Annotated in this window: 15 protein-coding genes and 1 riboswitch; of the genes, 4 read left to right on the top strand and 11 right to left on the bottom strand. The window is 58.0% G+C overall.

Annotated features, from left to right (window positions below; all coding sequences use genetic code 11):
• Positions 1 to 114 precede the first annotated feature (114 nt).
• A complete protein-coding gene (locus VEH04_14450; protein HYG23980.1) occupies positions 115 to 1,119 on the top strand; it encodes a hypothetical protein in 1,005 nt (334 codons plus the stop codon).
• Positions 1,120 to 1,272: 153 nt separating this feature from the next.
• On the opposite strand, the gene glmS is transcribed toward VEH04_14450, so the two are convergent.
• The 4 genes from glmS to VEH04_14470 form a co-directional block, all read right to left on the bottom strand.
• Positions 1,273 to 3,129, bottom strand: coding sequence for a glutamine--fructose-6-phosphate transaminase (isomerizing) (glmS, locus tag VEH04_14455; protein HYG23981.1), 1,857 nt, complete (start codon positions 3,127 to 3,129; stop codon positions 1,273 to 1,275).
• 184 nt (positions 3,130 to 3,313) lie between these two features.
• Positions 3,314 to 3,652, bottom strand: coding sequence for a hypothetical protein (locus VEH04_14460; GenBank protein ID HYG23982.1), 339 nt, complete (start codon positions 3,650 to 3,652; stop codon positions 3,314 to 3,316).
• A 280-nt stretch (positions 3,653 to 3,932) separates the two neighbouring features.
• Positions 3,933 to 6,005, bottom strand: coding sequence for a BamA/TamA family outer membrane protein (locus VEH04_14465; GenBank protein HYG23983.1), 2,073 nt, complete (start codon positions 6,003 to 6,005; stop codon positions 3,933 to 3,935).
• 113 nt (positions 6,006 to 6,118) lie between these two features.
• Complete coding sequence (locus VEH04_14470; GenBank protein HYG23984.1) at positions 6,119 to 9,850, bottom strand: translocation/assembly module TamB domain-containing protein; 3,732 nt, start codon at positions 9,848 to 9,850, stop codon at positions 6,119 to 6,121.
• Positions 9,851 to 9,882: 32 nt separating this feature from the next.
• Here VEH04_14470 and VEH04_14475 point away from each other — a divergent pair, with 32 nt between their 5' ends.
• Positions 9,883 to 10,371, top strand: coding sequence for a serine/threonine protein phosphatase (locus VEH04_14475; GenBank protein ID HYG23985.1), 489 nt, complete (start codon positions 9,883 to 9,885; stop codon positions 10,369 to 10,371).
• 11 nt (positions 10,372 to 10,382) lie between these two features.
• A complete protein-coding gene (locus VEH04_14480; GenBank protein HYG23986.1) occupies positions 10,383 to 11,228 on the top strand; it encodes a protein phosphatase 2C domain-containing protein in 846 nt (281 codons plus the stop codon).
• 68 nt (positions 11,229 to 11,296) lie between these two features.
• Here VEH04_14480 and VEH04_14485 read toward each other — a convergent pair whose 3' ends face one another.
• From VEH04_14485 to VEH04_14495, 3 genes are all read right to left on the bottom strand, one after another.
• Entirely contained in the window at positions 11,297 to 12,709 is a 1,413-nt protein-coding gene (locus tag VEH04_14485) for an ammonium transporter (protein ID HYG23987.1), read from the bottom strand.
• A gap of 19 nt (positions 12,710 to 12,728) precedes the next feature.
• Positions 12,729 to 13,067, bottom strand: a complete 339-nt coding sequence (locus VEH04_14490; protein HYG23988.1) for a P-II family nitrogen regulator — start codon at positions 13,065 to 13,067, stop codon at positions 12,729 to 12,731.
• 271 nt (positions 13,068 to 13,338) lie between these two features.
• Complete coding sequence (locus tag VEH04_14495) at positions 13,339 to 15,150, bottom strand: amino acid permease (GenBank protein HYG23989.1); 1,812 nt, start codon at positions 15,148 to 15,150, stop codon at positions 13,339 to 13,341.
• 54 nt (positions 15,151 to 15,204) lie between these two features.
• Positions 15,205 to 15,362: riboswitch (cyclic di-AMP (ydaO/yuaA leader) on the bottom strand.
• Between the two features lie 128 nt (positions 15,363 to 15,490).
• Between VEH04_14495 and VEH04_14500 the strand changes: the two genes are divergently transcribed.
• A complete protein-coding gene (locus VEH04_14500; protein HYG23990.1) occupies positions 15,491 to 17,275 on the top strand; it encodes a glutamine--tRNA ligase/YqeY domain fusion protein in 1,785 nt (594 codons plus the stop codon).
• Positions 17,276 to 17,401: 126 nt separating this feature from the next.
• Here VEH04_14500 and fusA read toward each other — a convergent pair whose 3' ends face one another.
• From fusA to sugE, 4 genes are all read right to left on the bottom strand, one after another.
• The gene (gene fusA, locus VEH04_14505; protein HYG23991.1) at positions 17,402 to 19,597 is read right to left on the bottom strand and encodes an elongation factor G; all 2,196 of its coding nucleotides are present in this window, start codon (positions 19,595 to 19,597) and stop codon (positions 17,402 to 17,404) included.
• 139 nt (positions 19,598 to 19,736) lie between these two features.
• Positions 19,737 to 20,210 carry a 30S ribosomal protein S7 gene (gene rpsG / locus VEH04_14510; protein ID HYG23992.1) on the bottom strand — a complete coding sequence of 158 codons (474 nt, stop codon included), beginning with the start codon at positions 20,208 to 20,210 and terminating at the stop codon, positions 19,737 to 19,739.
• Positions 20,211 to 20,239: 29 nt separating this feature from the next.
• Positions 20,240 to 20,632: a 30S ribosomal protein S12 gene (gene rpsL, locus VEH04_14515; protein ID HYG23993.1), complete on the bottom strand. Its 393-nt coding sequence runs from the start codon at positions 20,630 to 20,632 to the stop codon at positions 20,240 to 20,242.
• 126 nt (positions 20,633 to 20,758) lie between these two features.
• On the bottom strand, positions 20,759 to 21,085 hold the full coding sequence (gene sugE, locus VEH04_14520) for a quaternary ammonium compound efflux SMR transporter SugE (protein HYG23994.1): 327 nt from the start codon (positions 21,083 to 21,085) through the stop codon (positions 20,759 to 20,761).
• Positions 21,086 to 21,099 lie beyond the last annotated feature (14 nt).

Here is a 21,099-nt window from a genome sequence, read left to right on the forward strand (position 1 = left end):
AACGATTATTTGGGAACTGTTTTGGCCTCCCCGGTGTTTCCCTCGGATGTGATTTGGTGCCGCGCCCCAATAGCGTCTCATCGCAATTCCTGCCATCGTCACAGCCATCAATTCATGAATCACCACGCGCTCACGATGCAACATCTCGCCCGGGTCACCGTCCGAAACCTCTGTTTACTTGCCGTTGCGGCTTCCTCGTTCAGCCTCCACGCCGCCAATCAGGTGCTGACCTGGGGCGACCTCTCGCAAGATTTCCAACTGACCTCTGCATATCGGAAGGGCGTGCGCGAGATCGCGACGGGCAGCTTTCATTGCGCTGCAATTCAGCCCGACCGCCGTGTGCGGGTTTGGGGCGATAATCGCTTTGGCCAGACAAACATCCCAGCCCGGCTGAAGCGCACGCCAGTTCTCGACATCGCCGCGGGCAATGTTCATACGGTTGCGCTGCTTTGGAACGGAACCGTGGCGTCGTGGGGTCCCACAGCCGGAACGTTCGGGGATTACGGGCAGACAACTGTTCCTTCGGGCCTGAAACATGTCTCCGCCGTGGCCGCTGGGGCCTTGCACTCTCTCGCGCTGAAGCGAGACGGAACCGTCGTCGCATGGGGCGCGAACTGGATGGGACAATGTGACGTTCCGGAAAACCTTTCTGACGTCGTTGCCATTGCTGGCGGCGCCTATCACAGCCTAGCGCTGCGCCGCGATGGAACAGTGGTGGCCTGGGGCAACAATGCACAGGGTCAGTGCGACATCTCCGCAGACCTCGACAATGTGGTGGAGATCGCCGCGGCGGGAAACCATTGCATTGCGCTGCGCGCCGATGGGACCGTCGCCAGCTGGGGCGCGTTTGGGCTCGCAACAGTTGATGTTCCGGAAGATCTCGTCGATGTGGTTTCCATCGCGGCGGGCGATTATCACGTGGTTGCATTGAAGGCGGACGGCACGCTTGTGTGCTGGGGATTCAACGAGGCCGGACAGTGTGACATTCCCGAGTTCGCAGGCAAAGTGAAGGCACTCGCCGCAAGCGGAAAACACAGCATGATCCTGCTCGACACTCCGCCGGCAACGACGCGCCGCCCCGCGAAGGTTGTCGCACGGGCGCTGCAACATGTTCGATGACGGCATTCCGCGGCTCATGCGCCGCGGATTCGCAGCATGGCGGCCCAACTCGGAGTGCGCTCGTCGCAAGGCCCCGGGGTTGCGGGAAACGAGCTACCCTGTGATCGGTCCACAGGCCGGAGCGGCTAGCGACGCCGCGTGCTGGCACTCGAGTCACTGAACCGTCACGCTCTTCGCGAGATTGCGCGGCTTGTCCACATCGCAGCCGCGGGCGACGGCAATGTGATACGCAAAGAGCTGTAGCGGCACGCTTGCAAGGATCGGACAGAGGGGCTCCAGGGTCTTTGGCAGGTAAAACACATCGTCGGCGACCTTCTTCACCGTCTCGTCACCCTCAGTTGCCAGGGCAATGACGGGACCTTTGCGAGCACGAATCATGGCCAGGTTTGCCATGGTGCGGTCATACATTGAATCCTGCGGCACCAGGAACACTGTCGGCGTCTTCTCGTCGATCAACGCAATCGGCCCGTGCTTCATCTCCGCAGCGGAATAGCCTTCCGCATGAATGTAGGAGATTTCCTTGAGCTTCAAGGCGCCCTCGAGCGCAACGGGGAAAGTATAGCCGCGGCCGAGAAAGAAAAAGTCGTCGGCCTGGGCATACTTCAGCGCGAGTTTCCGAATCTCCTCATCCCGATCCAGCACCTGTTGTATCTGGGCCGGAAGTGCTTCCAATGCCTTTAACAACTCCGTTGCCCGGTTCACCGACAACATGCGCATGCGTCCCAGAAAGATTCCCAGGAGCGTCAGTATGGATAGGGTTGAAACGAATGCCTTGGTCGATGCCACCCCGATTTCGGGGCCTGCGTGCATGTAGATGCCGCCGTCCGACTCACGGGCAATCGTGCTTCCCACGACGTTGACGATGGCGAGCGCACGATGACCGCGGCGCTTGGCCTCGCGCAATGCAGCGAGCGTATCGGCAGTCTCCCCCGATTGTGAGATGACGAGCAGGATGGTGTTCGGTTCCAATGGGGCGTTGCGGTAACAAAACTCGTGCGCGAACTCCACCTCAACCGGAAGGTGCGCAAGTTCCTCAATCAGATACTCGCCGACAAGCGCTGCGTGCCAGCTCGTGCCGCTCGCCGCGATGACAATCCGGTCGATGGCGCGCAATTCCGCAGGGCTCATGTTCAGGCCCCCAAACTTTGCTGTCGCTCCCTCGAAATCGAGACGCCCTCGCAATGCATTCTCGACGGTTCGGGGTTGCTCGAAGATCTCCTTGGCCATGAAATGCTGGAATTCACCGCGCTCAGCATCCTGCGAACTGAATTCCAGATCGCTGATCTGCACCTTCGGAATATCCGTTCCGAGATTCTGCACATCGAAACGGTCCGAAGTGATCGTTGCGACATCGTAGTCGTTCAGGAACACCACTTTTCGTGTGTGCGCTACAATCGCATTCGCGTCGCTTGCCACGAAGTTCTCACCATCGCCAATCCCAATGATCAACGGTGAACCCCGCCTCGCCCCAACAATAATGTCAGGGTGCGCCGTGCTGATCGCCGCAAGCCCGTAAGTGCCGATCACCTCGCGCAGCGCGTCGCAGACTGCCAGCGTGAGCGCGTTGGATTCACCATTCTTCCCGGCATGTTTCTGATAATGATCGCCGATCAGGTGCGCCAACACCTCGGTATCCGTTTCTGAACAGAACGTGTGGCCTGCACTCATAAGCCGTGCTTTCAGGCGATCGTAATTTTCAATGACGCCGTTGTGCACGACCGCGATTTTCCCGGAACGATCAAGGTGCGGATGACAGTTATCGTCCGAGGGTGGGCCGTGAGTCGCCCAGCGGGTATGGCCGATTCCGAGTTTCCCAACGGGCGGTTCATGGACCAGTGCGCGGGCCAGGCCTTCGTCGATTTTGCCCTTCCGCTTCCGCACGAGCAGGTCGGCCTCATGCAACACCGCCAACCCCGCGCTGTCATAGCCGCGGTATTCGAGGCGCCGCAATCCCTCCAACAGGATCGGAGCTGCCGTTTTCTTGCCGACGTATCCAATAATTCCGCACATAGAAACTGAGCCAAACGTGTTCGCCGGGGTTATACCACACCGGCTGACAGCAGGGAAAGCTCACATTAAGTCGTCGGCAGCGGAGCAAACTGAAGGACAAGATTGTGGCGCGGTGTGACCCTCCCGGGATTCGAAGCCGGATCAATCTCGGCTCCGCAACGGGGAAAACGCGGCCTGGAAAAGGTCACTGTGGGGACGACTGGAACGCGTTCACGAATATGGTGTGGTCCCGGATCCTTTGCTTTTTATCCGGGTCCAGCTCCCATTGGGCAAGATCCTCACCCAACTGTGCAATCATGCCTGCTATGTTCACGCGCTGCCCGGCCTGAATACCAGGAATTGTCTCCTTAAGCCGCACGACGACACCCTTGCCGGATTCGGCACCAACGATGAGATACTGTTCGCTCAGGACGGTTTGAACCGGCACGTTGTTCCAGTTCACCTGGCGCCCGATCAAACCCGTCATGTTGACCTGCCGCGTGACGTCTTCCACAGTTACGAGCGGCTGGCGATCTGTATTCATCGCCGGCCCGGTACCTGGCGATATGCCATGTCCGCTTGGGGATCCTTCCATGGCGTTCGTGGGTAGCGGTTCCGTGGGGGAGCCTGGTTTGCGATCGTTGGAATCCTCGAAACGCTCAGTACACGCCGTAAAACAGAACAAGGAAACCGCCGAACAAATCGCGGCCACACCGGCACGTTTGGCAAGAAAACAGGAATTTCCAGGCATGACCCAACATGCGCTCGAAGGAGCGAAGACGAAAGGGTGCAAAGCGTGGGGGATTATCCCCGCGCACACCAAATCAAAACGGGAAACCGAGCGAGAAATGAACCGCGCCGGATGGGTCTTCGCTGCGGGGATTGAGATTGTGCCCATACTCCACCCGCACCGGGCCGATGAAAGTCTTCCATCGGAGTCCGAGCCCCACGGACACGAGCGTCTCATCGCCCGGATACGCCGACAGGTCCCGGCCAAAGGTGACGGCGTCGGCGAATACGACGACGGACCACGTGGGCGTGAGACCCTGCTCGAACTCGAAATTGCCGAGCAGGTAGGTTTCTGCACCGACCACTTCACCTCGTTCGTTGCGCGGTGCAGCCTCACCTTCCGTGTAACCACGCACCGAGTTTTCGCCACCCGGGAAGAACCGCCGGTTGAACGGCAGATCCTCCGCAGTGCTGGATATGGCGGCTACAAGACCATGGCTGATTCCAAGATGCACCCATTGTGAATCGCTGATGGCACGATGCCACGCTCCCGACATTTCCATTCGCTGGTAATCGACGTCGCCGCCGAGGTAATCGCTTGCCACTTCAAGGTTGGCGAAGAGTTTGTACCCACGCCGTGGATACAAGGGGTTGTCTCGCCGATCGTGATTCAAGTCGGTGATGATTGCGGCTGCCCGGGAATTCTGCACGCCCAGAAGCTCGATATCGGGGTCAACGTCCTGTGCCTGCAGGATCTCGTAGTTGTAGCGGGTGCTGATGTCCGTATGGATGCCGCGAAAATATTTCCGCAAACCGGCGCCGCCTCCGTATTCGAGCCGCGTAAACGAAACCTCCTCGCGACGCAAACCCTCGCCCGTGATGAACACGTCCATGTTTTCGCCGAAAAATTCCGGCATTGTGTACAGGTAATCAGCGCTGGAGGAACGGAATGACTGCACCACCTTCAGCCGCTGATGGTGCGCGCGGCCGAACACATTGAATTGGTCGACCTGGACGCCGCCACGCAGCAACTCGTAACTGCCAAATCCGAACAGCAGGCTTACGTCGATCTGCTTCCCCTCATCGAGAACGTACGTGATGTTTCGCGTGTGCTCGTCGACCGCGTCGTATTTCAGCTCAACAGAATCAAACACGCCGAGTCGCGAGAGCCGATAGCGCCCGCGCTCCGCGCGAATGCGATTGAGCCAGTCGCCATCATCCAACGGGAGGCGGCGCTCGAGGACGGCGTCGCGCGTGCGAACGTTTCCCGAAAAGCTCACTGTCCCAACCCGAACGCGAGGCCCGGTATGCACCACCGCCTTCATGTCGAGCTGGACCTGGTTGGTCTGCGTCGATTGACCGGCTGTTTCAATTGTCACCGTGGTGTCGGGATAACCCATTTGAAAATAATTGGTTCGGAGGCTCTGGCCGTGGTCCTGTTCCCATATCTTCGAGAAAGGCTCGCCAGGATACACCGTGCGGCTCTCGGCGGGTTCCGCGTTGGTGTCGATATAGAGCTCCTGAAAAACCGAGCGCACGATGAATTGCGGACCCTGTTGCACCACCACAGTCGCACGCGTTGCACCCGTCTGAGGATTCGAATCGATGTTGGTTGTGACGACGCTGGCATTCTGGTAACCGAGGCGATGGAGTTGATCCGTGAGGTTCCCGATGCTTCGCTTAAGGCGTTCTGGAGAATACAGTCGATTGCGTTTCAACGACAACAAGCCGCCCGTTTCCACAAAATACGCGCGCGCTGTTTTTTCAGGAACCGCATCGAGACCGGAAAATTTCAGGTCCTCAAAGTAGTAAAACACTCCCGGATCGATTTCAAACTGGACGGCTCGCGCCGCTATGGGCCGCTGCATCGGTTCCTCAACAGGTTCGTCCCAGATATGGATTGCTTCCGTCCCGTCATCAAGCGTCAGCCGCGCCGTGATCACCGGCCTGAGAAACCCGTCATCGTTCAATCGCGAAACCAGCAGGAGCGCCGCGTCCTCGACGAAGTTGGCGTCGTACAAGGTTGGCGGCGTCTTGCCCTCCTGCAGAATCCGCAGCATCTGCCGAAGGCGAAGATTGCCAAGCAGACCGTATCCCGAGATTTTGAGTTTGGCCGGCTTGGGAGGCGCAGGCTGCGCGGCGTCCTGCGCCCGAACTGGAATTGCCATGAACACGACGAGCCAGATACAAAGCAGATTCCTTCCGAGGCAGGCGAACCGCCTGCGAATGCGCTTTCGGACAACGCAAACGCGGTCAAATGCAGCACGCTCGGATTTTGAAGTCACTTGGTGTAAACGCGCCATTTCATCCCGAGATTGTATTGACTGAAACGATCGTATTCGCCAACGACCGACCAGTCATCCGTAAGCCTGTACTCCAGGTCGTAAGTAGGCTTGCCTGAATCGGTCACCTGTTCGCCAGATCGAATAGTCAGCCTGCCATCCCCTCCCCCGCCAATCCCGATATCACTCAGGATGTTTTTCCCGACGAACAAAGCGATACCCTGCGCACGCTGCCGAGTGCTTGTCGCGGTGGCCACGCCTTGCGGCGTCTGGCCTGTCGTCAGCATCAGAACGATCTGTTCTGAGCTCAACGGCGGGCTCGACGAAAACTGGACGACAGGCTGATCCGCGGGGCCAGTCACGTCCATCTGAATGTCATATCCCATGCGCTGTGCCTCAGCCGATACAAACAGCTGCGGATGATAGGGATCCGCACTCGTCAGCGAGACAAAGCCTTGCTTCACGTCGAGGCTGCCGAATGGGAACGTGACAGTTCCGGAGTTGATCCGCACTTCCCCCAGTGCGAGCGGTTCCTTCAATGTTCCCTCCACCCGCATCGTGGTCGAAACAGTCCCGCGGAAGAACGGACTTTGCGCGCGGAGGAACCTTTCACCTTCGACATCGAGATTCAGCCGCCATCCGGCAAACGGTTCCTTATCAAGGCTGAAGTAGGGAGGGCGGCGTTTCGGCGAGGCCACCCTGCCGGGCGCGAGGTCACCGAGGCTGCTCAGGAAAAAACTTTCACGCAGCTGCACTTTTCCCGACACAACCCCGTTTGTTGCTCCACGGTTCGTGATCGACAGGTTGAGATCGGATCGCACGAGAACACTTGCCTGGCGGACGAGAGGAACGTTCTCACCTCGCACATGCAAATTGAAGTCGGGCAATTGTTTCTCACGCAATACTGCCTCGTTCAACGCGGCATTGCCCTGGGCCCTGACGCGCTGCCCCCCGATTTCGGCTGTGAAATTCGTCAGCACCACGTTGGTGCCCGCAAACAGGATCCGTGCATCGATCCCGCGGACAGGTCCCAGTGATTGCAACGGACGCGTTCCGGCATTGTACAGAATCAACTCACCGCCCAAGCGCATTCCCGGCTCGAGCCTTGCGTTGACCGTCAAGTCTCCCTGCGGCGCGAGCACTTCGGGCGCGAAGTCCACAAACGCCGCGAGCTTTGCGTTCTCAATATGCAGCTCTGCTGTCGCCTCGTGCCAATCCGGCAGGCGACGTTCATTTCGCAGCGATTCCCAGAAACCCCGGCCCAGGGGAACAACGCCGCGGGCTGAAACCGGCTGCTCCTGAACAGCAGCCTTCAGCTCCGCGCGCGCTGATTCCTCGTCGAGATTCACATTGAGGTTCAAGTCCGTTAGTGATGGCACCGCTCTCGCAGTTGTCAGTTCAATTTTCTCCGCCTTTGCGCGAATGACCCCCGATGGCCGCACCCAGGTTCCTGAAATATCGATGTGAAGCTCGGGAGCGATGAGGCGAATCGGCAACTGTTCCGCCAGCTGATTCCAGACAGCGGAGTTCGTTTCCGTGAAGGCGCGCACGTTCAACTCGCCGTCGGATCTAAGATCGAGGAAGCCATTCGTGGATCCGGGACGCAGAGCCATCGGGATTGTTCCTTCCGCGCGCGCGACGACCTGCGTGCTGGTGCTCAGTGAAAACTCGTGAATGACGGTGGCGTCCTCATCACCGCTGATATTTGCATGCAGCGCGAACTCTCCGGCCGCGGCGTTCGTGCTGCGCAATTGGGCTGCAATGCCGAACAACATCGGGCCGTTTGTCCAAACGGTCTTGACCTGAATCGTGTCAACAACCACAGGTGCTTTCGGAGGCTTGATGAAGTCAGCCAATAGATCCGTGCTCAAGTTAGTGGCGGAAAGATTCATGGCACCTCGCGACGGCCAGTCGATGGCGGTCCTCATCTCGATTGCCTCTGCGGGTCCCGTCAGCAAGACGGGCGACACATCCAACCGCCACGCGTTGCTGTTCGTCACGACGCCACGCGAAAAACTCGCGGTGACCGGCTGCTGGAGAACAAGATCTCCGCGAGCCGAAGTATGAACCGCCAGTTCGTGCAACGTTAACTCACTTCGATCCCGCGAAACCCCTCCCGCAGCAACCGCCCGCACGGATGCCGCTCCAGAAACTATTTGCAGCTCGAGGCGGCGGAAATTCTCGCGTGTTCCATTCCAGTTCAGTGCAATGTCGATCGGCTTCCCGCCAGGCATTTTCATCTGTGTCAGCCGCATCGATCCCGCATGCTCAAGATTCGTCAACGCCCCCTGCACATGCGACTCGCCCGAGAGCGATTCGAACTCGTAGCCTTGCGGCAGCAGGTCTCGCCCGAAGGCTCCTTCGGTTCGCATCACTCCGTTCTCCAGCATCCTCGTTTCCAAATCCAAGGTGCCCGCCACGAGCGCCTCGGAGCCATCCGTAAGCCTAACTCGCGTTCCGCGCAACTGCACCAGCGGCCATTCAAATTCGCCTTCGAGCTGCACGCTGCGCATCTGCAGGTTTGAAACGGTTACGTCCGTTCCATTCAGGTGGAACGCAACTCGCGGGTAGCGATTGGTCGATGGAAACAACTGGGCTCCGCCCTCGAGAATTCCCGTCCCCGGAATCTGCTCTTGCCGCGAAAGATCCGCGCGGACGTGCAACGCGGCCGGGGCGGTCAGAAAGGGGGGAGAAAACTGAACCTCGGTTTGTTCGGAGAATCGCGCGTCCAGCCACGGGAGGCGCACCTCCGCGGAATCGATCCGGGCGCGATTCGTTGTGCCAGAAGCGCGCACGACGATTTCAATGGGCGGCATCTCTGCTGACGCAGGGGCGCCACGGGCGTTCAGTTCCAGCTCGAACTGGGGAACGAAGCTGTCGTTCGTGGCGAGGCCTGCAGCGTTCCAGTTGCCCCTCAATGTGCCGGTCAAGTTGCCATACTGCTCAAGCTTCAGCATCTGGCCAGGCACCGCGAAGTCGTTCGCCACCACCCGGGCCGACTGCGGCAGCACTGAGCTGCGTCCGAATTCTGCTGCCAGGGCAACCCGATTACTTTGCCAGAGCATCGCACCCGACAACTGAATTTCAGATCCTGTATTGGTGAGTGCTCCGTCCATTTGCAACGCAAGGTTTGGAATGGACGCGGCCAGGTCGAAGATGCGTGACGTTCTTCTCGTGACATCCACGATGGCTTCCAACCCGTTCGTTTGCACGGCGCGCATTCGCAGCCGCCCAGCAAGCCAGGTGATCTCGGGGATTTTCAATTCCTGGTTGGAAGCGGCATGCCATAGCCCATTCGTCAGAGTTGCGTAGGGCATCCATTTCAGCAGCAGATCCACTGCACGCTGAGCATTCGCAATGTTGGTAAATACAGACGCCTCGCCCTTGGAACCGCTGCCGGGCTGAGATTGGTTCTGTGTGGCCTCCCATTGGTGGACCTGCAGGAAAGGACTGTTGGTCCGTCCTTTCAAGGCGTTCCAAAGCCACGCTGGAGGCGTGAACGCCCCTACCCGCTCCGCGCTCAAACTGACCGTCTTGTTGGTAAACGTGAGCTGATGCAGCAAAAACCGGGAGTACCCCTCGCGTTCGTACCGCTGGAAATTCACGCCGTACGACTTCGCCGCAGGCTTAAGCAGCCAGGGCAGCCACACGGGCATGGCTGCCATCAACGCCACCAGCACCAGCGACGGAATAACCAGCCATCGCACCAGCAATTGTCGTTTGCGGCCCACAATGTTTGGCTCAGTATCGGACGGGTGCACCGATGCCGCACTCGGGCATTCGCCCCGGATGGGAGTTCACCTCGCAGTCGAGCTTTCCAATGGCGCGGCACTGGACAATATTGGGGGCCGATTGGGACTGGTTCCGTATGTTGAAAGTCAAAGACACACTTCGCGCGACGGTGCATCTCACCTTCGATGGGCAGGTCATCAAGGCCTACCACGGCCCCAACGCCGGCGAGCGCTTTGACAACGAAGTCCGCGTGCTGCGGCATCTTGAGGCGCGTGGCTGCAACTTCGTTCCCCGCCTGCTTGAGGCTGACCGCGAGAAGATGCGCATCGTCACCACCAACTGCGGAACGCGCGTCGAGCGGATTGACGATCAGCGTGTAAAGGAACTGTTCGGGGAGCTCGAGCAGTTCGGTGTGCGCCACGACGATCCAGATATCCGGAACGTCACGTACCGGCAATCCGACGGGCGCTTTTGCTTGATCGATTTTGAGTTCGCCACCATTCTCCCCGGCTTCGAGTGAACGCCGCGCCGATGCATCCCAACACCCCTGCAAATCCAATCAACGCCACGGGCCTTCGCTGGTTCGGCTGGACCGATCGCGGCAAGGTTCGCAAGAACAACGAAGACTCCTTTCTCGGACTCCAGTTCGATGCGCGCGAGGTCCATCACCTCGGCAGGTTGGGCGAAGCCTCGCTGCAGAACCGCGACTTTGCCTTTGCTGTCAGCGATGGCATGGGCGGTGCGCTCGCTGGCGAATACGCCAGCCGCATCGCGGTTGAGAAGATTACGCACCTGCTGCCGAGGTCGTTTCAACATCGAGCGACGGGAATGAATGCCGGCTTTGCAGATGTCATGGAGGAACTGTTCAGTGAAGTCCATCGCGCGCTGGCATACCTCGGCAGCTGCTATGACGAGTGTTCTGGAATGGAAGCCACGTTAAGCCTTTGCTGGCTGACTCCCGAATGGATGTATTTCGGCCACATTGGCGACAGCCGCATTTATTATCTGCGTGCGCAGGATTCGACCATCAAGCAACTCAGCCACGACGACACGCACGTTGGCTGGCTGTTCCGAAGCGGAAAGATCAATGAGCGCGAAGCGCGGACGCATCCGCGCCGCAACGTGCTTCAGAAGGCGCTGGGTGGAAGCAATCAGTTCGTTGATCCGCAGGTGGGTGCCGTGGGTCTCGAACGCGGAGATATTTTCCTGCTCTGCTCGGACGGTCTGACTGACGGCCTTTACGATCATCATCTGGTCGATCTGCTAAGGACGTCAGCCGAGGGCGCCGACCACAACCCTGCTCGAGCACTTGTCGAAGCATCGCTTGCTCAATCCGGCCGCGACAACACCACCGCCGTTGTAATCGAGGCAACTTGACCTCTTAAAACGAAAAAGGGCGCGTGCATTCAGCAAGCGCCCTGCGCAGTTTTGATTCGTTCGAAGACTTACGATTCTGCGTGGTAGCCTTCTTCACCGTGCTCGGCGAGATCGAGGCCGAGCGTTTCGATTTCTTCACTCGGACGCAATCCCACAACGGCTTTCACGATGTAAGCAATGATTGCGGTTCCGACCACGCTCAAGAGAAGCGTCACGATGATGGCCTTGACCTGGCTCATGAAGAGACCTTCCTTGACCCCTTCGACCAGCGGATTGGCGGCAGGATCGGCCAGGATCCCGGTCAGCAACGCCCCGAGGGTTCCGCCGACTCCGTGGATGCCGAACGTGTCCAACGCGTCGTCGTATCCAAACCACGCCTTGAGCTTGGCTACCGCGAGGTAGGGAATCACACCCGCTGCAACGCCGATTATCATCGCTCCGGTGGTATTCACAAATCCGCACGCGGGAGTGATCACAACCAGACCGCCCACGATGCCTGAGCAGAAACCGAGGACGCTGGGCTTGCCGCGATGAAGGTATTCCACCATTCCCCAAACAAATCCTGCAGTTGCGGCTGCGAGCGTGGTGGTGGCGAATGCATTCGAAGCAACCGCATCAGCGGCGAGTGCGGAGCCCGCGTTGAATCCATACCAGCCTACCCAGAGCATGCCGGTTCCGATCATACACAGGACCATGCTGTGAGGCGGCATGGGTTCGCGTCCGAAGCCGAGGCGCTTGCCGAGGATGATGCACAACACCAGCGCAGACCAACCCGAGGACATGTGCACCACTGTGCCACCCGCAAAATCCAGAGCACGGATTCCAGCCGTGGGATTGAGAATGCCGCTCATCAGGCCGGTGCTGGACCAGACCATGTGGGCGAGCGGGAAATAAACCACAAACATCCACAACGCGATGAACAGAAGAATTGCCGAGAATTTCATGCGCTCCGCAATCGCGCCCACAATCAGCGCAGGGGTGATGATCGCAAATGTTAATTGGAAAATGGCCCACATGCTGTCGCTGATCCACGGAGAGCCCGCGCCCACATTGGTCGGGAGAATTCCTTTGAAGAATGCGAAGTCAAAATTGCCAAAGTAAGGATTGCTTCCGCCAAAACAGAGGCTGTAGCCGCATACCCACCAGATGATTGTCACCATGCCCGCGATGCCAAGGCATTGTGCCATGACTGATAGAACGTTCTTGCGACGGACAAGGCCGCCGTAAAAAAGAGCCAGCCCGGGCAGCGTCATGAAGAGCACCAGCGCGGTCGCGGTCATGATCCAAGCGTTGTGGCCGGGCCCCGGGCCGGCAATGTTTGATTCGCCTTCCGCTCGCGCCGTGTTGTTGGCGTAAGCTTCGAGGTCAGCCAGACGCTGTTCCACCGAGCGTTCAGCGACTGGAGCGTCCGCTGCGATTGTCGAGGCCACAAAGCTCATGGCAAACAGGGCCAGGAGCGTAAAAAAGAGGTATTTCTTCATGAGGTTAAAAACTCCAGGATTACACCGCGTTTTCGCCCTTTTCGTCCGTGCGGATTCGGACGGCTTCTTCGATGGCCGATACGAACACTTTGCCGTCGCCGATCTTGCCGGTCTTCGCCGCCTTCACAATGGCTCCGACGGCCGCCTCCAAGCGGTTGTCGGGGATTACAACCTCGACCTTGATCTTGGGTAGAAAGTCGACGGTGTATTCGCTGCCGCGATAGATTTCGGTATGTCCCTTCTGGCGGCCAAATCCTTTCACTTCGGTAATCGTCATTCCTTCGATGCCGATTTCGGCGAGCGCGTCTTTGACCTCCTCGAGTTTGAACGGTTTGATGATGGCTTCGACTTTCTTCATGTTGGGTTTGTGAATCGCAGGAGCATTCGTGCCTGCCCTTTCCGGCAACAGCCGGCGTTTTGTTTAGAGCGACTCGTGTTTGCGTCTGCAGATCGTTTTGCGATTCCATAGCAAGCGTTCTGCCACACGAAACGTTGAATGAAATTCAACGAAGACACCGCGGAATTCGAAGAAAGAAGCCAAAACGCGCAGAAACCACGTTAATTCAGGCCCTGTCGCTCTGAGTTCACCCTGTCGTGTTTTGCGCACACTGAGCGCTTTTCAGCCGCGCTCAGCTGTGAATCACCAACTGAATGTTCTCAGGAAGATGTCGAGCGACTTCGGTGACCACATCGCCTTGAAGCAGCTTCGCAAGCGCCGTCCGGTGCGGCGCGCCCAACATCAACACGTCGATGCCGAGGGTCGCGGCGAGATCGATGATGGTTGCAGCAGGATCATCACTGACCGTGTAAAGCGGGATGACCGGCACGCCGGACTGCTGGCTGAGTTCAAGGACGCCGGTCATGATGCGTGCGGCGATGGGATCGTTTTGCCATCGTGGGCGCTCCTGCGATTGGGGCGATCCAGGCAGAGATACTGCAAGTTGCTTCACGTACAGCACGTAAAGATTTCCTTCCCGGTATTTGGCTTCTTCGAGTGCGAACTTCAGCACAGGGGTCAACCCGCGCGCAGCGACGAGAATCGCCTGACCTTTGGAAAAATCCGGCCGGAAAGCCGCAAGGGTTTCCGGGCTGACGGCGGCGGCAACTTCCTTGGTTACTGTGATCGTCTCAAGTCCCGCCCTGCGCTGGGCATAGGCTCGAAGGCTCAAACCCGCAATGAGAATGCAAACCACGAAGAACAGCGCATTGGGTTTGGTCTTGGCAATCGTCAACTCCACTGCGAAAAGGATCAGGAACGTCATTACCATGGCACCGCGTTCATACCAGCGCAGGTTAAGCCGACGGTTCACGACGCAGGATCCCACGTTCACGCCGATGGCGCCGACGACGCCGATCGCATACAACTCCATCAATGACACCTGATTGGGCGAAATGATGAGGACAATGACGGGCAATGCGGTCGCGATGACCACTGGCCAGACGGGCATTCCGTGGGCATTCAGCTTCCCGAATTGCCGGGGCATTTCACCGTCGCGCGTCAGCAGGTAAAGCAGGCCGATGAGCGCGCCGATGGCGGTGTTCACCGCGCTCAGGAGGAGCAGTCCAACGACCATGCTGATACCAAGCCCGAACCAGCGCCCTCCTTCAGTTCCCAGCACCAGGGTGCCGTAGTATTCCGCAAGCACTGTGAGCATTTCATCCCATCGATCCAGCAACGCCGTCTTCAGGTCCGGTGAAATGGAAAGCATCGCCCACCCGAGAAGAATCGTCACAAAAACCACTTCGCAGGCGACCACAAAGATGGCGCGCCGCGACGTCTGCGCCACTGAGGGAGCCTCCGGCGAACTGCCGGGATCGAGTTTCATCACGCCTGTGAGGTTGGCAACGGCTTCAATGCCGCTGAGGGCGAGGATGACTCCGACGAAGCCGATCCAATTTGCCGAGAACGTTTGGTGCGGCGCTTCCAGGTGAACGGTTGAGAGGTGGGGAATGCTAAAACAGGCGATCAGTGTGACTCCAATAACCATCGGGATTGCCAGCCAAACGGCGAGGCTGCCGGAGTGCTTGGGTCCAAAAACATTCAGCAGGCCGACTGACAAGGTGACCAGGACAGCGCTGAGCGCCACGAACTCTCGTGGAACGCGAAAATAAACCATGGCCGCCCACGCGCTCAGGGAGGCTGTCACTGTAAAATTGGCAACGAGCAGGAGGGCGCCGATCACCCCAAGCACGCGGCTTTGCGATCGCGCAGACGAGTACACGCCGCCTCCTTCGGGAAAGGACCTGCAAATGATGACGTAAATATAACCAACCAGTCCGGTGAGGAGGCTCACCGCAATGATGTGCGGCAGCGAAGCATAGACGAGCGCGAAAAACGCGGCGCCGATGACATACGCCTTGCTGGAGCCCCAATCCCCGTAGAGCAACGCAGCCGCCCTGATCCACCCGACATTCCGCGGACGATGAGAACCAATTTCCATATAAGTACAGCATTCACCGGCAGAGCCGGCTTCGAGGGTAATGGAAACGCTCCATCGCCCTTAATGTTCGCGCTGACGAGGTTAGCTGTCGGGCTGGAACCATTAAGTGTTCCCGATATCCGTATCGTTAGCCCCGATCCGTCCGCCTAGGCGAACGGAATGTCTGGGTCCCCCGCTGGCTGCACGTCGCAGCCATTAAGCAGACATGAACTGGGCGAAACGATATGGTTTCGCGATAGGAAATCAAGACCGGGAGTGACCCTATGCCGCAAGCTTCGTTCCGATGTGACGCTGGAGCGCCGTTGGACATGTTCACCCCTCTTTGTTACGGTGACGACGCATGAATTTGGAAAAGAGCGAACCCGAAGTTAACGCGACGCCGTCAGACTTCATCCGCGATATCGTTGCCGCGCACGTCGCTGAAGGGAAATATCCGCAGATTCATACCCGCTTTCCGCCTGAACCCAACGGCTACCTTCACATTGGCCATGCCAAAAGCATCTGTTTGAATTTCGGGATCGCACGCGAATTTGGAGGCATTTGCAACCTGCGCATGGACGACACCAACCCCACTAAGGAAGATGTGGAGTATGTTGATTCCATCCAAGAGGACGTTAGATGGCTCATCGGCGGCTGGGCCGACGACAAGCTGGGCCTCAAGCCAAAAGGCAAAACGCCTGGAACCACGGATCGCGAAGGCAAGCCAGACTTCCACGTGCCTGCCGTTGTAGCCTCCGCTGCGGATTCTGAGCCGTTTTACGCGTCGGATTACTTCGGACAAATTTACGAATACGCGCTCCAGTTGATTCGGAAAGGAAAGGCTTACGTGGATGATCTGTCTCCTGAGGAGACGGATGAGTATCGCCGCACGGCGAAGGAAAGCCCGTTCAGAAATCGGAGCATTGAGGAGAATCTCGACCTCTTCAACCGCATGAAGAACGGCGAGTTCCCGGATGGGTCGCGCACATTGCGGGCGAAGATTGACGTGGCGTCACCCAACATCTGGATGCGCGATCCCCTCCTCTATCGGATTCGCCACGCAACGCATCACCACACGGGCGCTGCCTGGTGCATCTATCCGATGTACGATTTCGCGCACTGCCTGAGCGACTATATCGAAGGCATTACGCATTCGATTTGCACGCTGGAGTTCGAAGTGCATCGGCCGCTTTACGACTGGATTCTCGAATCGCTGGCCTTGCCGCGGCCGCTGCCCCGGCAGTATGAGTTCGCGCGCCTGAGCCTTGGATACACCGTGATGAGCAAGCGAAAGCTCATGCAGCTTGTGGATGAAGGCCTGGTCAGTGGCTGGGACGACCCGCGCATGCCAACCATCAGCGGCATTCGACGCCGTGGCGTTCCAGCCGAGGCGTTGCGCGCATTCGCCTACAATATCGGTATCACCAAATACAATGGCATCACTGACGTGTCCGTTTTGGAGCATGCCATCCGCGAGGACTTAAATCGCCGAGCTTTCAGGCGGCTTGCCGTGCTGCGGCCGATCAAGGTGGTGATCACGAATTTTCCCGGCGACCGTACCGACGAATTGGACGCGGTGAACAACCCGGAGGATCCGTCAGCAGGAACCCGCAAGCTTCCCTTCACGCGCGAGTTATTCATCGAGGAGGACGACTTTCGTGAAGTGCCGCCCCCGAAATACTTCCGGCTCAAACCTGGCGGCGAGGTGCGATTGAAATACGCATACATCATCAAGTGTGACGAGGTCATCAAGGACGCGGCCGGCAAGGTGACGGAACTCCGTTGCACCGCCGATCTGGACAGCAAAACCGGTGGCACGACCGCTGGCCGCAAGGTCAAGGGAACTGTCCATTGGGTGAGCGCTGCTCACGCCTTGGACGCGGAAGTGCGCCTATACGACCGCCTTTTCACAATCCCGGAGCCCGATGCCGACGGCGACTTTAAGAAACATTTGAACCCGCACAGTTTGGAGAGGCTGACCGCCAAGTGCGAACCCTCCCTGCGCGATTCCAATGCTCAGGCTCGGTATCAATTCGAACGCCTCGGTTACTTTGCCCTCGATAAGGACAGTACGCCAGGAACGCCGATCTTCAATCGCACCATCACCCTCAAGGACACTTGGGCAAAGGAAGCGAACAAGCGCTGAACAGAGCTTCAGCCGCGATGCTGGCGGGCCCAAGAGGGCCAATCGCCGTTTGCCGCCAGACTGGGCGGAAAGACAAAAAAAGCCGGAATCGTGAGATTCCGGCTTTGCAATTAGCTTTGGAACGTCCTACGTGCGCGCAGCGGGCTTCTTGGCGGCAGCGTCGAGGATTGTGCTCAGAATGCTATTCGGAACCTGTTCGAATGTCAGCGGTTCCATTGAGTAGGAAGCGCGGCCCTTCGAGAGCGACCGGATCGCCGTTGCATATCCGAACATTTCAGCAAGCGGCACCTGGGCGTTCAGAACGGTCTGACCCATCTTGGCTTCAATGCCGTTGATGATTCCGCGCCGGCGATTGATGTCGCCGAGGAGGTCGCCCTGATACTCGTCAGGCGTCGTGCATTCAACCTTCATGATTGGCTCGAGCAGGATCGGACCAGCCTTCTTGAAAGCGTCCTTCAGCGCAAAGATACCGGCCATCTTGAACGCGAGTTCGTTTGAATCGACTTCATGGAAGCTGCCGTCGATGACTTCAACCCGAAGGTCAATCACCTGGTAGCCAGCGTACACGCCGCCCTTGACGGCTTCTTCAATACCATCGATGACAGCAGGGACGTATTCCTTGGGAATCGTGCCGCCGACGATCTTGTTCTCGATTTCAACGCCTTTGCCCTTTTCATTGGGATAGACCTTGATCACGGCGTGGCCGTATTGACCGCGACCACCGGATTGGCGGATGAACTTGCCTTCACCTTCGGCATCCTTGGTGATGGTTTCGCGATAAGCAATCTGGGGAGCGCCCGCATTGGCTTCCACCTTGAATTCGCGCATCAGGCGGTCGCGAATAATTTCCAGATGCAACTCACCCATTCCCGCAATGATCAACTGGCCGGTTTCCTCGTTCGTGAAACATCGGAACGTGGGATCTTCTTCGGCCAGGCGCTGCAAGCCCTCGGACATCTTGTCGCGATCCGCTTTCGTCTTCGGTTCCACAGCCATGCTGATGACAGGTTCGGGGAACGTGGGCGGTTCCAGCGTCACGTCCAGGTCCTCATCGACCAGCGTGTCACCTGTCGTGATATTGCGAAGACCAACCAGCGCCGCGATGTCGCCCGCGTAAACGGAATCGATATCCTTGCGTTCGCTGCCTTGAATGATCATCAGGCGGCTGACGCGCTCGCGTTTGCGCGTGCGCGGATTGTAAATCGAGTCACCCTTCTTCAGGTGGCCTGAATAAACGCGGAAAAACACCAGCTTCCCCGCGTACGGGTCTGTCCAAAGCTTGAACGCGAGGGAGCAGAATTTGGCATGATCATTGGATTCGACCACAACGGTCTTGTCCGTTCCAAGCTCAAGCCCTTGAGCGGGCGGAATGTCCAGAGGACTGGGCAGATAATCGACAACCGCATCAACGAGAACCTGGACGCCCTTCTTTTTAAAAGCGGAGCCACAGAGTACCGGGATCAGTTCGATCTTGCAGGTGAGCCTGCGAATTGCTGCCTTTAGGATTTCGGGAGTAATCGCCTTTTCCTCGATCACCATTTCGGCAATCAGGTCGTCCTTGTTTGAAACCGCATCAATCAGTTCAGCCAGAGCGGCCTTCGCGCGCTCCTGATATTCAGCAGGAACTTCGGCAACTTCGTAATTAAGCCCTTCGTTCGCCACATCGCCGGGTCCCCAGACATATGCCTTCTGGTTCACGACGTCGATGACCCCCGCAAACTTGTCCTCTGCGCCGATGGGCAGGAAAATGGGGAATGCGTACGCCTTAAGCTTCGTGCGCATGTCGTTGAGCGCATTGTCAAAGTTCGCGCCGGTGCGGTCCATCTTGTTGACAAACGCAATGCGCGGAACCTTGTACTTCGTTGCCTGCCGCCAGACGGTTTCCGATTGCGGCTGCACGCCCGCAACGCCGCAGAACACTGCCACAGCCCCGTCCAAAACGCGCATCGAGCGCTCCACTTCGGCGGTAAAATCCACGTGTCCCGGAGTGTCGATGATGTTGATCCGATGCGGAATGTCGCGGAACGCCTTGTAGATTGCGTCTTCGCCCGGCTTCATTGCCTTCTGGGTCCAAAAGCTCGTGACGGCGGCTGAGGTGATCGTGATGCCACGTTCGCGCTCCTGCTCCATCCAGTCAGTCACCGTGTTGCCGTCGTCCACGTCGCCGATCTTGTGAATGAGACCGGTGTAAAAAAGAATACGCTCGGTGGTAGTGGTTTTTCCGGCGTCAATGTGCGCTGCGATACCGATATTGCGCGTCCGCTCCATCGTGTATTGACGATTGGGGGAATTGACTGGGTTGGCGTCCGTTGCTGCTTGCATGTTAAAACTTCTATTTCGCTGCGTTCTGTAAGAACGCTGCCGTTATTACAAAAATTCGCTGCGCCCTCAAAAGGAACGCAGCTCCATGAGAATGAAAACGCCCCGACGACATCCTCGGGGCGCGTTCGATAAATTGCTTCTACCAGCGGAAATGTGCAAACGCTTTGTTCGCCTGCGCCATCTTGTGGACTTCATCCCGCTTGCGGATGGCATTTCCCTGACCCTGGTAGGCTTCCATGATCTCGGCTGCCAGCGCATCCTTCATGGGGGTGCCCTTGCGAGCGTCCGCAAAATCCACCAGCCAGCGCAGTGCAAGCGCGAACTGACGGTCAACCGTGACTTCAACGGGGACCTGATACGTGGCACCGCCAACACGGCGCGCCTTGACTTCGAGGCGCGGCTTGGCGTTGTCCACTGCGCGTTGCAACACATCGAGCGGGTTCACCGTCGGATTCTTCTCGGCGAGATTGTTGAACGCGCCGTAAACGATGCGTTGTGCAGTGGCCTTCTTGCCGCTGATCATGACCGTATTCACAAGGCGGGACACGAGCGTATTGTTGAACTTCGCATCCTTTTGGACGGGCCGGCGGGTAGCTTGTCTTCTTCGGGACATGGAATCTAAAAGCGTTGTTTTTTAGTAAATTACTTGGCCGCCGGCTTGGCTGCCTTCGGGCGTTTCACGCCATACTTCGAGCGGCTTACCCGGCGCTTCTCGACGCCGGCGGCATCGAGGGTCCCGCGAACGATATGATAACGCACACCCGGTAGATCCTTAACACGACCGCCGCGAACCAGGACGATCGAATGCTCCTGCAGGTTGTGGCCTTCATCAGGGATGTAGGCGATCACTTCGAAGCCGTTGGTCAGACGCACTTTTGCGACCTTGCGCATCGCCGAGTTGGGCTTCTTGGGCGTGCGGGTCATCACCTGGATGCATACACCGCGGCGGAACGGGGAGTTCTCCAAAGCGGGAGACTTGGACTTGTACCGAATTTTGGTACGCCCTTTGCGAACTAATTGATTGATCGTCGGCATTTGAAATTATTAACCGTTGCCTCTACCGGGACAAACGGAGCGCGGAATATAACAAGCCTCATTTTCGTTGCAACTAGAATTTGGCCAATTTGCGCTGTTCGCAAAAATTCTTGCTGGGTCGCTGCTTCATTGGCCGACAGGTGAGGCAAATTTGAGCCCGACCACCCCGGCAACAATCAAACCGACACAAACCACACGCAAAACCTCTCGCGATTCACCCAAAAAAGCCATGCCGATCACCGCCGTCCCCGCGGCTCCAATCCCAGTCCAGACGGCATAACCTGTCCCCACAGGTATCGTCTTGAGCGCAGCCGCCAGCAATCCAAAACTCGCAATCATCGCCAGAATGGTGGCCACGCTCGGCCACAGCTTGGAAAAACCTTCCGTGTACTTTAGGCCTATCGCCCAAGCGATCTCAAGGAGGCCTGCAATGACCAGATATGTCCAAGCCATAATCAATCGCCTTT

This window comes from Verrucomicrobiia bacterium (genome assembly GCA_035629175.1).
Classification (GTDB): Bacteria; Verrucomicrobiota; Verrucomicrobiia; order Limisphaerales; family DASXHY01; genus DASXHY01.

Coding starts and splice junctions, on each gene's coding strand:
- VEH04_14450 (HYG23980.1), top strand. CDS start 115: ATGAATCACCACGCGCTCACGATGCAACATCTCGCCCGGGTCACCGTC.
- glmS (HYG23981.1), bottom strand. CDS start 3,129: ATGTGCGGAATTATTGGATACGTCGGCAAGAAAACGGCAGCTCCGATC.
- VEH04_14460 (HYG23982.1), bottom strand. CDS start 3,652: ATGAATACAGATCGCCAGCCGCTCGTAACTGTGGAAGACGTCACGCGG.
- VEH04_14465 (HYG23983.1), bottom strand. CDS start 6,005: ATGGCAATTCCAGTTCGGGCGCAGGACGCCGCGCAGCCTGCGCCTCCC.
- VEH04_14475 (HYG23985.1), top strand. CDS start 9,883: ATGCCGCACTCGGGCATTCGCCCCGGATGGGAGTTCACCTCGCAGTCG.
- VEH04_14480 (HYG23986.1), top strand. CDS start 10,383: ATGCATCCCAACACCCCTGCAAATCCAATCAACGCCACGGGCCTTCGC.
- VEH04_14485 (HYG23987.1), bottom strand. CDS start 12,709: ATGAAGAAATACCTCTTTTTTACGCTCCTGGCCCTGTTTGCCATGAGC.
- VEH04_14490 (HYG23988.1), bottom strand. CDS start 13,067: ATGAAGAAAGTCGAAGCCATCATCAAACCGTTCAAACTCGAGGAGGTC.
- VEH04_14495 (HYG23989.1), bottom strand. CDS start 15,150: ATGGAAATTGGTTCTCATCGTCCGCGGAATGTCGGGTGGATCAGGGCG.
- VEH04_14500 (HYG23990.1), top strand. CDS start 15,491: ATGAATTTGGAAAAGAGCGAACCCGAAGTTAACGCGACGCCGTCAGAC.
- fusA (HYG23991.1), bottom strand. CDS start 19,597: ATGCAAGCAGCAACGGACGCCAACCCAGTCAATTCCCCCAATCGTCAA.
- rpsG (HYG23992.1), bottom strand. CDS start 20,210: ATGTCCCGAAGAAGACAAGCTACCCGCCGGCCCGTCCAAAAGGATGCG.
- rpsL (HYG23993.1), bottom strand. CDS start 20,632: ATGCCGACGATCAATCAATTAGTTCGCAAAGGGCGTACCAAAATTCGG.
- sugE (HYG23994.1), bottom strand. CDS start 21,085: ATGGCTTGGACATATCTGGTCATTGCAGGCCTCCTTGAGATCGCTTGG.